The sequence below is a fragment of the Acinetobacter lwoffii genome (assembly GCF_024129115.1).
Classification (GTDB): domain Bacteria; phylum Pseudomonadota; class Gammaproteobacteria; order Pseudomonadales; family Moraxellaceae; genus Acinetobacter; species Acinetobacter lwoffii_T.
The window spans coordinates 38682-51932 of the sequence record NZ_JAMXXO010000013.1 but is presented as its reverse complement, the minus strand read 5'-3'; the positions used below and the strand labels follow the sequence as shown (position 1 = coordinate 51932).

The 13251-nt window shown below is 44.6% G+C and carries 9 protein-coding genes, 1 other RNA gene and 1 pseudogene; 6 read left to right on the top strand and 5 right to left on the bottom strand.

Going from position 1 to position 13251, the window contains the following annotated elements; genetic code table 11:
• Nucleotide 1: 1 nt before the first annotated feature.
• Together NI470_RS10640 and NI470_RS10635 are read right to left on the bottom strand one after the other, a co-directional pair.
• Nucleotides 2-3607, bottom strand: a complete 3606-nt coding sequence (locus NI470_RS10640) for an AAA family ATPase (RefSeq protein WP_253148349.1) — start codon at nucleotides 3605-3607, stop codon at nucleotides 2-4.
• Nucleotides 3608-3615: 8 nt separating this feature from the next.
• Nucleotides 3616-4869, bottom strand: coding sequence for an exonuclease SbcCD subunit D (locus tag NI470_RS10635; RefSeq protein ID WP_253148350.1), 1254 nt, complete (start codon nucleotides 4867-4869; stop codon nucleotides 3616-3618).
• A gap of 475 nt (nucleotides 4870-5344) precedes the next feature.
• On the opposite strand from NI470_RS10635, the gene NI470_RS10630 reads away from it, so the two are divergent.
• Together NI470_RS10630 and NI470_RS10625 are read left to right on the top strand one after the other, a co-directional pair.
• On the top strand, nucleotides 5345-5803 hold the full coding sequence (locus NI470_RS10630; protein WP_004646142.1) for an ABZJ_00895 family protein: 459 nt from the start codon (nucleotides 5345-5347) through the stop codon (nucleotides 5801-5803).
• A gap of 155 nt (nucleotides 5804-5958) precedes the next feature.
• Complete coding sequence (locus tag NI470_RS10625) at nucleotides 5959-6864, top strand: TIGR01777 family oxidoreductase (RefSeq protein WP_253148351.1); 906 nt, start codon at nucleotides 5959-5961, stop codon at nucleotides 6862-6864.
• Here the strand turns inward: NI470_RS10625 and thiO are convergent.
• Together thiO and hemB are read right to left on the bottom strand one after the other, a co-directional pair.
• Complete coding sequence (gene thiO, locus NI470_RS10620; protein ID WP_253148352.1) at nucleotides 6853-7977, bottom strand: glycine oxidase ThiO; 1125 nt, start codon at nucleotides 7975-7977, stop codon at nucleotides 6853-6855. The two genes, NI470_RS10625 and thiO, sit on opposite strands and share 12 nt — an antisense overlap.
• A 15-nt stretch (nucleotides 7978-7992) precedes the next feature.
• A complete protein-coding gene (hemB, locus tag NI470_RS10615; protein WP_004646145.1) occupies nucleotides 7993-9006 on the bottom strand; it encodes a porphobilinogen synthase in 1014 nt (337 codons plus the stop codon).
• Between the two features lie 105 nt (nucleotides 9007-9111).
• Here hemB and NI470_RS10610 point away from each other — a divergent pair, with 105 nt between their 5' ends.
• A complete protein-coding gene (locus NI470_RS10610) occupies nucleotides 9112-9609 on the top strand; it encodes a thioesterase family protein (RefSeq protein WP_004646146.1) in 498 nt (165 codons plus the stop codon).
• A gap of 80 nt (nucleotides 9610-9689) precedes the next feature.
• Here NI470_RS10610 and glpK read toward each other — a convergent pair whose 3' ends face one another.
• Complete coding sequence (glpK, locus tag NI470_RS10605; protein ID WP_253148353.1) at nucleotides 9690-11174, bottom strand: glycerol kinase GlpK; 1485 nt, start codon at nucleotides 11172-11174, stop codon at nucleotides 9690-9692.
• Nucleotides 11175-11304: 130 nt separating this feature from the next.
• Here glpK and ssrA point away from each other — a divergent pair.
• From ssrA to NI470_RS10590, 3 genes and pseudogenes are all read left to right on the top strand, one after another.
• Nucleotides 11305-11663, top strand: a transfer-messenger RNA (tmRNA) gene (ssrA, locus tag NI470_RS10600).
• Between the two features lie 181 nt (nucleotides 11664-11844).
• Nucleotides 11845-12393: pseudogene (locus tag NI470_RS10595) on the top strand (tyrosine-type recombinase/integrase); the annotation flags it as partial.
• A 14-nt stretch (nucleotides 12394-12407) separates the two neighbouring features.
• Entirely contained in the window at nucleotides 12408-13067 is a 660-nt protein-coding gene (locus tag NI470_RS10590; RefSeq protein WP_253148354.1) for a hypothetical protein, read from the top strand.
• Nucleotides 13068-13251: the final 184 nt, after the last annotated feature.

Below are 13251 nucleotides of genomic sequence, written 5' to 3'. Positions count from 1 at the left end.
GCTAACCTATAATCTGAATGGTACTTGCACCTGCACCAACCGGTTTGACCTGAATCTGTACCGGAATACGTTCATGCATTTCCTGCACATGCGAGATTAATACAACTTTACGACCCTGACTTTGTAAATGATCCAGTGCATTCATCACCATATGTAACGAAGCAGGATCTAGCGTACCAAAACCTTCATCAATAAACAGTGATTCCAGTTTCATGGAGCCGGAGGCCATATTGGCAATCGCCAAAGCCAAAGCCAATGAAACCAGGAAGGTTTCACCCCCCGATAGGGACAGCACAGGGCGGACTTCACTATTCATGTCCAGATCAATAATCGCCAGACTCAGGCTATCCGGAATACGGTGTAACTGATAGCGGGGTGCCAACGGTTGCAACTGCTGATTTGCATATTCCACCAGAATATCCAGATGATGTTCCTGGGCAATTTTCTGGAATTTGGTACCTTCCTTATGTCCGATCAGGTCGTAAATACGACCCCAACGGTATTCTTCGGCTTTGATCTGCTCAATTTGCTGCTGATATTTGGCATAGGTGTTTTGATTATTGGCATTCATACGCAGTTTGGCATCAGTTTCATTGAGCACTTCCTGCTGCATTATTTTTTCCTGATGCAGCATGCCAAGTTTTTGTTCAATTTCCTCAAATTCATGTTCTGGCTGTAGTTTTAAATGGGCCTGATATTGTTCTTCAAGTAATTGCCAGGCTGTTCTGGCATTTTCGAGTGCCTGTTTCTGGTTGGCCAGATTCTGACGAATGCGTTGATGGTTGCTCAGATCAATACTGAGCCATTGTTCAATTTGAGCTGCCGTCACTTGAGGATGTGCTGCTTGCCATGCCTGAATATCTTGCTGATATTGAGCCAATTGCTGATCGATCTGCTGAAGTTGGCTGATAAATTCTTGCAGTTTTAAGTGGGTTTGATGCCACTGTTTTTCGGCCTGCGCCGTGCATTGACGCTGTTGTTCTAAAGTCTGCTCTAAGGTCTTGGCTTGTAGCTCTAGTGCATCGCGCCATTCTGCAGCGACACGGTAGACTTGTCCTGCATGTTCTTGGGTCAGTTCAGCCAGTTGTTGACGCAGGTCTTTGCCTTGCTGAATCAACTGCTCTACAGACTGGCTCAATTGAGCAAAATTTTGCTGTTCCAATTGTAGTTGATACTGGCTCTTTTCCAATATCTGCTGCTGTTGATGCAGGTCAGATTCCAGCTGCTTTTGTACTGCCAAGTGCTGCATGCGGTGCTCTACTTGTCGTTGCAACTGAGGTAAGCAGAGCATAGGTGGCTGCGACTGGTACTGCTCGGGCAGTATGCTTAAAACTGGGTGTATCAGCTGGTCGAGTTGCTGACGTTGCTGTAGAGCCAGTTGTAATTGGTGCAATTGCTGTTGTTGTTGACGCCATTGTTGTAATTGTTGCTGGAGCTGTTGTTCCTGCTGTTGTGATAGTTCTAGCTGCTGGACCAGACTTTGAGTGTGATTCGCCAGTAACTGGATGAATGTAGGAAGATCATTGTGCTGCTCGGTAACCACTTCCAGTTTAAGTAGTTGAGATTTACAGTCAGCAGAGGATTGTTGAATCTGGTTTTGCAGGATCTGGCAACGCTGTTGCTGTTGCTCAATTACTGTTTGTGCTTTAGACATTTCAATGCGTTGCTGCTGCTGAGATTGCAGTTGCTGATCGAGCTGCTGTTTTGCCTGCCGTAACTGTTGCTCCTGTAGCTGGTTCAGGCTCTGTTCCAGATGTTCATGGACGGCATCGACAAAAGGATGGGCTGGGCTTCCACAGACCATGCATGGCTCATCCGGTTTTAACTGGCCACGAAGATCCTGCACACTTTGCGCATGCAATAAACGTTGCTGGGCAAGTATTTGTTCCAGGTGTTCATAGGCCTGTTGTTCAGCCTGAATCTGCTGATGTAGTGCCTGTTCGGCCTCTTGCTGCATTTTTAGTTGCTGCTGTTGGCTATTTACAGCAGATTGCAGTTGTTCAAATTCTTGTGATTGTTGAACGATTTGTTGTACCTGCTGTTGCAGCAGGTCGAGCTGACGCTGTTCCGCTTGGCGTTGCTGACGCATTTCCTGAATGGTTTTGAGATGCTCTTCTAGCTGTTCCAGACTATGATGCTGTTGTATCCACTGGTTCAGATTTCCTGAAAGTACTGTAACGGTTTTTTCCAGTTCAGGTAAAGGCTGCTTCAGGCTGTCCGGATTCTGTTGCTGCAGTTGCTGATACTGACGCATAAAGTCTTGTATGCGTTGCAAGGTACTTTGCGGCTCCAGATCGAACACATTTAAAAAGCCAGATTCAGCCAATTGTTGTGCAACCTTTTCTTGCCGAGCTTGTAGCTGATTCAAAGTCTGTTGTTGCTGTCGCAGTTGTTCTTCTAAAGGCTGTAAACGAAGGGTTTTAAACTGGCTTTGTTCTGTATGCAGTTTTTTGTACTGCTCTGATACAGTATCAATTGCATGATCCAGTCTTAAACCTGCTTCCAGATGCGGTTTCAGGCCTGTCAAGTGTTGCTGAAACTGTTGCTGCTGTTGTTGTAAGGCTGTAAATTTGGCTTCTTCTGCTACAAAGCTCTGCTTAAGCTTTTCAAACTCCAGCGTAAATTGGGTGTGCTGGTACTGAATCTGCTCTTTTTGAGGGGCTAGACGAGTACGACTGACAAACTGATCCCGGATCGACTGGAATTCATCCAGCTGCTCCAGTAGCTGTTGCTGTCCTGCAGATTTATTTACTGCATCTTGCTGTACTTCGTAGACTTCTTTTTTGGCATGGACTTCTGCATAGAGTTTATGTCGGTCCAGATGCCATTTTCTCTCATTTTCCAGCAGTTTTTCTGATTGCTGCAAATTCTGAAGTTGCAAAGATAAAGAGCTCTGCTGCTGTTGTAAAGTGCTGATGTCTTCTTCAGACAGAATTTCAATATGCCCAATCAGCTTTTCCAGATCGTTGCGTTTGTTTTTAACTTCGCTGAATTTCTCTGCGGCTTTCTGGCTGACCAGACTGAAAATTTGTGAATTGGTGAGATATTCCAGTAAATCTGCGCGTTCATTATCTTTGGCTTTAAGAAAGGCACCGACTTCCGACTGTGCCAATAAAACTGCGCGGGTAAACTGCTCAAAACTTAAGCCCACCAGTTTTTCAATGAGGGGAGTAACTTCCGATATTTTTTGCGTCAGTGTCGTGTCATCATCTAGACATTTGACGTATCGGTCTACTTTTAGATTGCCATCGACTTTCTGGCGTGCCCGTTTAATTTCCCAGCGTGCCATATAGCGTTTGCTGTCGAGTGCAATAAATTCCAGTTCGGCAAAACCATGCACGCAGCCACGGCGCAGAATATTTTTGGAATCCTTGATGGACACATCCTGACCGCCAGCATCTTTCAGGCTGCCTGTCGCACCTTTTAGGCGGGGGATTTCATTGTATAGCGCCAGACACATGGCATCGAGCAGGGTAGATTTCCCGGCACCAGTTTTGCCGGTGATGGCGATCAGGCCGGCATGAGCCAAAGGACTCGATTCAAAATCAATATGATGGGTGCCGGTGAGGGAGGCCAGATTATGAAGACTTAGACGTAAAATTTTCATGGCCGATCCTAGGCTTGTTGTTTTTGTGCAAGTTCATGCTGGGCTTCAATCAATAATTCCTGAAAATCCCGTTGTACTGAATGATCCTGCTCATAGCCCATTTTTTTCCAGATATTGAAAAATAGCGATTCCGGGGTAGGGGGTGCCAGATCAATCTTCGAATCTCCGGATGTATGTGCGGCTTGTTGCTGATAAATCCGGCTGATGCGCAGCAAACGATAACGGTTAGCAGGTAAAGCCAGTTCAATTTGCTGGCGTAAATCTACCGGAGGCGGCGCATCGGTGGTGTATTCTATTTCCAGAAAATGCCGTGCAGATAGCTGTTCAATTTCTCCGGCAGGAAGCGCCTGAATTTGAGTAATTAAATTTTCCAGCTTCTCCCGAATCCGGAACAGTTCAACGGTACGCGGAATGCTTAAGACATCGTACTGAAAGCGGTTTTCCGGGTTTTGTTCGGGATCAATCCTGACTTCCACTATTTGATGCTTATAATTAATCTCACTAAATGACAGCGGAATCGGAGAGCCACTATAGCGAATATGTGGCTGACCGACTTTTTGTGGTTTATGCAAATGCCCGAGCGCGACATAATCAATCACATCATCAAACAGCGCCGTCGACAGGGCCTCTTCATTGCCGACAATAATCGGACGTTCAGAGTCGGAGGTCTCACCACCTTGCATGTGCGCATGTGACATTAAAATTAGTGCCTGATGTGGCTGTTTGCGGGCTCTGGCTTCGGCAATCAGTTGTTGATGCAGATAACTGATCGCGTTCTGGTTATTGCTGGTATGTTCATTCAGTCCGGTAATTTCGGCACTGCGTAAATAGGGTAGGGTCAGACACCAGGCGATGATATTTTTATCCCGATCATAAATAGGAATAAGTAGACGATCCAGGTTCAGGGTATTTTCTGCAGTGCGGCCTACGATTCCCACAGCTTTGGCATTGAATTTGGCCAGCAAGGGTTCAACCTGTTCAATCCGATAACCGGAATCATGATTGCCTGCAATCATCAGGGTCTGCATATGTGGCGCCAGGTCGTGGGCGTCGGCCAGAAACTGGTATAGTTGTCTTTGCGCACTGGACGCCGGATTGATCACATCAAAAATATCGCCGGCAATCAGCAGAGCATGCGGCTGCTTTGTTTTAATTTGCTCAAGTAGCCAAGTCAAAAACTGTGCATGTTCAAATTCACGGTCATGGTTATGGAAAAATTGTCCCAGATGCCAATCGGAAGTGTGAAGAAAATGAACTGCCATGTAATGAACCCCAAGATATCTGCCTTGCTACTATAGGAAAAAGCACAGGTAAAAATCTACTTGTAAAACGATATTTCAGCGAATTGTTGGTGATGTTTAAGCTGAATTTATTTTGATCAGTATGGAAATTACTGGATGATCGCATCCAAATCATCAGACATCGAAAAGTCATGCAATCCATCAGGCTTTTAAAAAAATAGGAATTTTAAAAAATAAAAACCGACGATTCGAGTGATGATGAAATCGTCGGTCAAATTTGTGTTACATGAAGATTTTGGCTGCTATTCAAAATTTCCCTGTACACTGGACTTATTGCTTTAGCTCTAAAGGTCAGCAAAAATTCGTGGATGCCAGTCCAAATTTTTGTACCTTGTACCCTATATAACGTCACCCTATAGTGGATGGTTGACAATAAAATGAAAAAAAACCTGATTTTTTTTTATACTAGCTTGTTGAAGATCACTGAGTCATGCATATGTTGCCACTAAGTCGTTATTTTATCTGGTTTTTCGTTATATGTTTTATTTTTACCTGTATTTGCGGTGTACTGGCAGCCTTGCTGCCGATGGGCATGGGTGCAGTCTTGACGATTGTTCCGTATCTGGTGGCCATGATTTGGGTGCTTTTTAAATTTCTAAAACAGCAAAAACGTGCGCCGACCCAGGCAGAGCGTAAAAAATTCACCCTCGGTTTTAGCCTGATTTACTGGGGCTATAATTTATTATTTCTGTTGCTCGGTATTGTCATCGCCACCCGTTCCAATCCGAATGCCTGGCAGGACTTCTTGCTGTATCTACAGCAGCCACAATTTATGAGTATTGTGCTGATCATGTTCCTGATGATCGCAATTCCACTATATCTACTGACGTACTGGTTTTATGGCAAGCAGGCCCAGCGTATGGCAGAGAAAATGTTTGGCCATTCGCCTCAGTGAATATAGATGAATCATTGTGTGACGACTGATCTTCATAAATTGATTGAATGATGAAAGATACAAATTCTCCACTACAAAGATCTTCTTGGTTTAAAAAGCTGAAGATGAGTGGCGTATAATTTAAACCAAGAAAATAATAAGGCGAAGAATGACGAATGTATAAACCTGTAGTGCTGGTGACGGGAGCGAGTGGTTTTATTGGCAGTCATCTCGTGCATTTTTTACTGGAACGGGATTATCGGGTGATTGGTCTGACCCGTCAGAAAAATAAACGTGAACCACATCCGGACTTCCACTGGATTAACCAGCTGGAAGAATTAAAACAGCATCAGATTGATTATGTGGTCAATCTGGCTGGCGAAAGCATCGGTCAAGGCCGTTGGACGGCAGCGCGTAAAAAGAAATTGCTGGATAGCCGTTTAGATAGCACCAAACGGTTATTTGATTATTTAGAAAAAAATCAGCTTAGACCGAAACGGATTATTTCAACATCGGCCGTTGGCTATTATGGCATTGACCCCAATGAGCGCTGGGAACAGGTCTGCACGGAGCAAAGTCCGCCACAAGATATTTTTATGTCCGAACTCTGTGCGAAGTGGGAGCAGCTGGCCTTGTCCTATACTAACCAGAACACCAAGATTGTTCGCTTTGCGGTGGTGTTTGGCAAAGGTGGTGGGATTCTTCCGCAGATGCTATTGCCGATTAAGCTGAATCTGTTTGGGCGGATTGGTCATGGACGTCAGCCAGTGAACTGGGTGCATCTAGAGGATGTGCTGCGTGCGATTGAATTCTTGATACTTGAGGATACAGCCGAGCAGATCTTTAATGTGGTCGCGCCAGAAAAAAGTAGTCAGGCCCAGTTTGCACGAACTGCGGCCCAGATTCTGAAGCGCAAACCCTTACTTCCACTACCCGCATGCAGTCTGAAAATGATGCTGGGAGAACAGTCACAACTGGTCTTAAACGGTCAGTATGTACAGTCCAAAGCCTTGCAGGAGGCTGGATTCCAGTTTCATTATCCAACTCTGAAAGAAGCACTGGATAATATCCTAAAGCACTAAACGACTGGGCTCTAATAAACGGACAGGATCATAAGGAGCTGGATCAACGATTGGCATTTGTTTAAGGATGAGTTGAGCGAGTAGTTTGCCTGATGCCGGCCCCATGCATAAACCATTCCGGAAATGTCCAAAATTGGCCCAGGCATTGTGTAGCTTGGGAATTTTGCCAATATAGGGAATACCATCGGGTGAGCTGGGTCTTAATCCGGCCCATTGCTTGACCAGCGGAAAATCTGCCAGTTCCGGTACCATCTCGATACACGCCTGTAAAATATCCTGCCGGATTTCGCTAGAAGGCGAGGTGTCAAAACCGACCTGACGCATACTGGAACCACATAAAACATGTCCATCCTGACGTGGAATCAGGTACATCACCTTATGCATGCACATGGTCGGCAGCCAGTTTTCTGGCGTTTTAAACAGCAGCATCTGGCCCTGAACCGGCTGTACCGGAATTTCCAAACCAAGTTGCTGTGACCAGTGTTGCGACCATGCTCCGGTTGTGAACACATATTGATCTGCCTGAAAAACCTGGCTATGTTCATCTGAGATACTTTTTACACAGCCTTGCTGAATATTGAGCCGAGTGATTTTACAGTATTCTTGCCAGGTGACACGAGGATGCTGCTTCAAATAGTGAATGATCGACTGTAATAACCGTGGATTACGGATATTCGCCAGTTCAGGGAAATAAATCGCCTGCTTGAATTTGCTCTGATTAATTCTGGGATTGATCTGTTGCAGTTTAGCCTGATCAAGCAATTCTGCCTGTTGCTGCGGATCCTGATGTGTTTTGGCATAACTTAAACCGATTTCAAAATCGGATTCATCAAAAATCAGCATACCTGTTTCATGAATCTGGAAATCGATGCCAGTGAAAGGTTGCAGTTTTTGATTCCAGTCCTGATACATGGGTTTGGCATGTCGAGCCAGAGCATTTACAGCAGCGGGATAACGCCACGGATACATCGGGGAAAGGATTCCTCCTCCAGCCCAGGATGCAGCCTGTCCGGCGGCCTGTTGATCAAAAAGGGTAACAGAACATCCCTGTTCAAGCAGTTCCAGCGCCGACATCAAACAGGTGATGCCAGCGCCGACAATGGCAATATGCATTGCGCCGAAATCCTTTTACTTCATGTCTTTCAGTTTAAGTGCAGCTTCTTCAGCAAAATAGGTCCAGATACCATCTGCACCGGCACGACGACAGCTCATCAATGATTCTAAAATGACGCTATCAGATAACCAGCCATTTTGAATTGCCGCAGCCAGCATCGCGTATTCGCCACTGACCTGATAGACAAAGGTCGGTACGCCAAAAGTGTCTTTGACTTCGCGGACGATATCCAGATAAGGCATGCCCGGTTTAACAATCACCATGTCTGCACCTTCCTGAATATCCAGCGCAATTTCATGCAGGGCTTCAGCACGGTTACCGACATCCATCTGGTAATTGTATTTATTGCCGCCTTTTAAGTTGCTGGCAGAACCAACTGCATCACGGAACGGGCCATAGAAACTTGATGCATATTTGGCTGAATAGGCCATGATCGAGGTATAGATATGACCATTTTGCTCAAAGGCCTGACGAATCGCACCGATCCTGCCATCCATCATGTCACTTGGAGCAAACACATCTGCACCGGCTTCGGCATGGCTCAAGCCCTGTTTAATCAGGCACTCGACCGTTTCATCATTTAAGACATAACCGTTCTCATCAATAATGCCGTCCTGACCATGCGTGGTATACGGGTCTAATGCGCCGTCAGTAATCAGCACCATTTCTGGCAGTTCTTTTTTCAATAATCGTAAGGTGTTTTGTACCAGACCATCTTCACGCCATGCGGCTTCTGCAGTCAGGCTTTTATCTTCTTGTGGGGTGACGGGGAATAGCGCCAGTTTATTGACACCGAGTTCCAGCAGACGTTCTGATTTTTTTAACAGCAAGTCCGCTGACAGACGCTGGATATTCGGCATACTTGGAATATCTTGGGTCTGGTTTTGTCCTGGCAGGACAAATACTGGATAAATGAGATGATCTGCCGCGAGATGGGTTTCACGAACCATCGAACGTAAATGTTCATTTTTACGAATACGACGCATGCGAGTTGCAGGAAACGCGGGACGATTGAACGTATAAGTCATAAAAATCTCAGTAATCAGTATTAAACTAGGCCTCTATTGTAGCCCTAACTCAAATTTTTGGGCATAAATTAGCGGTTTTTTATTGTGGTGGATTCGGGCAGAGTGATGAGTAAGACAGAGAGAAACTGGACAGGTAATATACATCTGGGCTCGAAAGTGGATATTGATGTAGTCCTGAACCAGCTGGTACATGCTTTTAATAGCTCTCCTTTTTTTAAGCATAACGGCATGACCATGCGGGTGGTCGAGGGCCAGATTGAGGCCTATGTAGAAATGCAGGATTTCATGATTGGTAATGTGGCTTTCCAGATTCTGCATGGCGGTCTGGCTGCAACTGTACTGGATAGCGTCGGTGGTATTGTGGCCATGGGCGAACTGTATAAAAAAGCTGAACCGGAAACGATTGCAGATACCATTAAAAAAGTGTCGCGTCTGGCGACGGTCGATATGCGGGTGGATTATCTGGCGCCTGGACGTGGAAAATATTTTATTGCACGTGCAGAAACCTTACGTTTGGGGCGTAAGGGCTGCACCATGCGCATGACCATGGTCAATGATGAAGATAAGGCGATTGCAACAGCGATTGCTTCTTATGCCTATTAATGAAATCGTGAATTGAGGAAGTTAAAAAGCACTGTTTAACAGTGCTTTTTTTATAATGATCGAATATGAACCTAGAGGATTCAGAGATCAGATTTAGCCCGTTTCAAGGCATTTTGCCATTTGGCTAAATGCATTTCTCTTTCGTCATTTTGCATTTTGGGTTCAAAAGCACGGTCCAGCTGCCAGGACTGGGAAATTTCATCCAGGTTTGAAAATACGCCAGCTTTCAATCCGGCCATAGCAGCCGCGCCCCAAGCAGTAGCTTCTAGCATTTTCGGACGCAGTACCGGTACATTCAGAATATCGGCCTGAAATTGCATCAACATATCATTACTACTAGCACCGCCATCAACCCGTAATTCTTTCAATGGATGTGCAATATCAGATTGCATCGCACTGAGCACATCCGATACCTGAAAGGCGATTGATTCTAATGCTGCACGAGCGATATGCGCTTTGGTCGTACCGCGTGACATGCCACAGAGTAAGGCACGTGCTTCACTATCCCAATGCGGCGCGCCCAGTCCGGTAAATGCCGGAACCAGAACCACGCCGTCACTATGCTCGACCTGGTGTGCCAGTTTTTCCACATCACTGCTTTTTTGAATAATTCCGAGGCCATCACGTAACCATTGCACTACAGCGCCAGCCATAAATACGCTGCCTTCCAGGGCATAAGTAGTTTGGTCCTGGGCTTGCCAGGCGAGAGTAGAAAGCAGCTTGTTCTGGCTAAGCTGAATGTTATGCCCGGTATTGAACAGCATAAAACAGCCGGTGCCATAGGTGTTTTTAGCACTGCCCACCTCAAAACAGGACTGGCCAAAGAGTGCAGACTGCTGATCCCCCAAAATGCCGGTGATGGGAATATTAGCCCCAAGTAAGCCAGAAGCAGTGTCAGCGACATAACAATCAGAAGAGATAATTTTCGGTAAGACCGAAGCCGGGATATTAAACAGCTCGAGCAGCTCTTCATCCCACGACTGTTGCTGCAGATTCATTAACATGGTACGAGAAGCATTACTGGCTTCAATGACGTGCTCTGCGCCTTGGGTCAGATTCCAGATCAGCCAGCTATCGATAGTACCAAATGCCACATGGCCTTGTTCAGCGAGTGCTCGTACTCCCTCGACATGCTCTAAAAACCAGACTAATTTTCCCGCACTAAAATAAGGGTCAATCCGTAAGCCTGTTTTTTGCTGAATTTTGGACATCAGGCCTTGTTCAATCAGCCGATTACACCAGTCAGACGTACGACGGTCCTGCCAGACGATTGCCGGGGCGAGCGGTTTGCCGTTTCGACGATCCCAGACTACAGTGGTTTCACGCTGGTTAGTCAGGCCAAGGGCTCTAATATCTTTTGCCAGAATACCTGCAGTCGCTAAAGCTTGCTGTACCACCGCAATCTGTGAGCTCCAGATTTCCTGTGCATCCTGTTCCACCCAGCCTGAATGTGGGGTGTGGATATGCGTTTCACGTTGAGCCGTTGCCTGAACTTGTCCATGTTCATTAAAAATAATGGCCCGACTTGACGTAGTTCCCTGATCTAGTGCCAGTAAATAGCTCATAATTTTTCTGTTATTTGGCTTGAAAAGTAAAATATTAGCGCAATAATGTAATTAAGCGCATCAAGTTGTGTAAATGTTCAGAAAATACATCGTAATTTTTGACATTTATGCTATGATTGCCTTGTACTTTGGGGGTGTTTCTGGCTTCGACGCTGGTGATGAAACTCATAGATGCATGCCGAGAGCGCATTTTCTCTCGTAAATCAAATTTGCATTTTTTAGTCGCAAACGACGAATCATACGCTCTAGCTGCCTAAGGGCAGCTTGTCCGCCTCTCCGAATACTTGTGGTTAGAGAGTCCGACTGAAGCGCACGCACACAAGTCCGTATAAAGCCAAGCCTCGGGGCTTTGTACTAAATTAAGAGGATCGCGATTTGTACCCTGTTCGTCGGGTCACAAAGAGTTAAAACAATAGACGATATCTAAGCATGTAGTATTCTCGAGCGTAGTGCTGGCGGACGCGGGTTCAACTCCCGCCACCTCCACCAAAATTCTTTCCGAAGTAATCCATCGGAATCTAAAAAAGCCTTTAAACTCAATGTTTAAAGGCTTTTTTTATGCCTGTTTGTCCGATAACGTCTGATCCCATTTGACCCCATATTTGCTCTTTATGGGTAAATATTGGGAAAATTTACCCAGAAATTAATACATCAATTATGGGTAATCGACATGCCACTTACAGATACTGAATGCAGAAAAGCACAGCCGAAAGACAAACAGTATCGTCTTTCGGATTCACATGGTTTATCCCTAATCATTACCACCAAAGGTCAAAAATATTGGAATGTACGCGTCACTGTCCATGGTGAACGTAAGTCTGAATCGCTTGGTCCATATCCAGATTTAAGCTTAAAAAAGGCAAGGGAACTTGCATATGAGCTTAAGCATCGATTCTCACGTTCAGTGCTGCATGAAGAATTAAAGCCATATTTCAAAGAAGTTGCAGAAGATTGGTTCAATAATCAAAAAGAAACCTGGTCATCCAAACATATCAGTAATGTTAGAGCTTCATTGGATGAGCTTTATATTGCTCTTGCTAATAAGCGTATTAACCAGATTCAGGCTCCTGAGATTCTGCAGATTATTAAAAAGATTGAGGCAAGAGGTTCGCTTGAAATTGCAAAACGTACCTTATCTCGTTGTGGCATGGTCATGAAGTATGCCATTGTCCATGGATACCGCTATGACAACCCGGCAGGTGATCTGGTTTATGCCCTATAGATGTTTTATGTGTGGCATACACGTGCCAATTTAATCGTGGAAAATTTAGTGATCTTGTTGCGTTACTTTCTGGCCGTGATTTTGAAAATAGACGTAATATACAAAGTATTGCTGAAGAAAGTTATCACAAGCTACGTCAAGGCTTAGAAGATTTTTTCAATCAGACGAATTACCAACGTTTTCTAACGATCATTCAATCAGCTGGATTTATTGACAAAAAACTAATTAGCTCAAACACTAGTCTGAATTTTCCCTATGCGCTTTATTTACAGCTTAGAACATCCAGAATGCCTGAGCCACAAATTCAAAATCTTGTGAAACGCTGGTATATGGTTTCATTACTGACAGGACGTTATTCTGGATCTTCAGAATCAGCGATTGAGCGTGATAGTAAACAAATCTTAGAAAAAGGTATTGAAGGGTACTTAGCTCAAATCGAGCAAGCAGATTTAGATGATGGGTTCTGGAATTACCGTTTGGTAAATGAGCTGGATTCTTCAAGTACTGTTAATAATGCATACTTGTGTTATCTAGCAGCACAATGCAAATCAAATGAGCAATCCTTCCTATCTGGTAGTTTAACTGTACAAAGCTTAATAGAGCAAAGAGGGGATGTGCATCACGTTTTTCCAAAAGACTATTTAGCTAAAAATGGGTTTAATAAAATTTAATATAATCAAGTAGTTAATTGTGTTTATGCAGAGCAAGCAATCAATATTAAACTAGGAAACGCTTCTCCAAAAGTGTATATGGAAAAATCCAAAATGATATTAAGTTGGAGAAGAATGAAATAACTTCTCTGAAAAGTATTGAAGGTTTAGACCTGAATTTACAGACTCATTGCATACCAAGTAA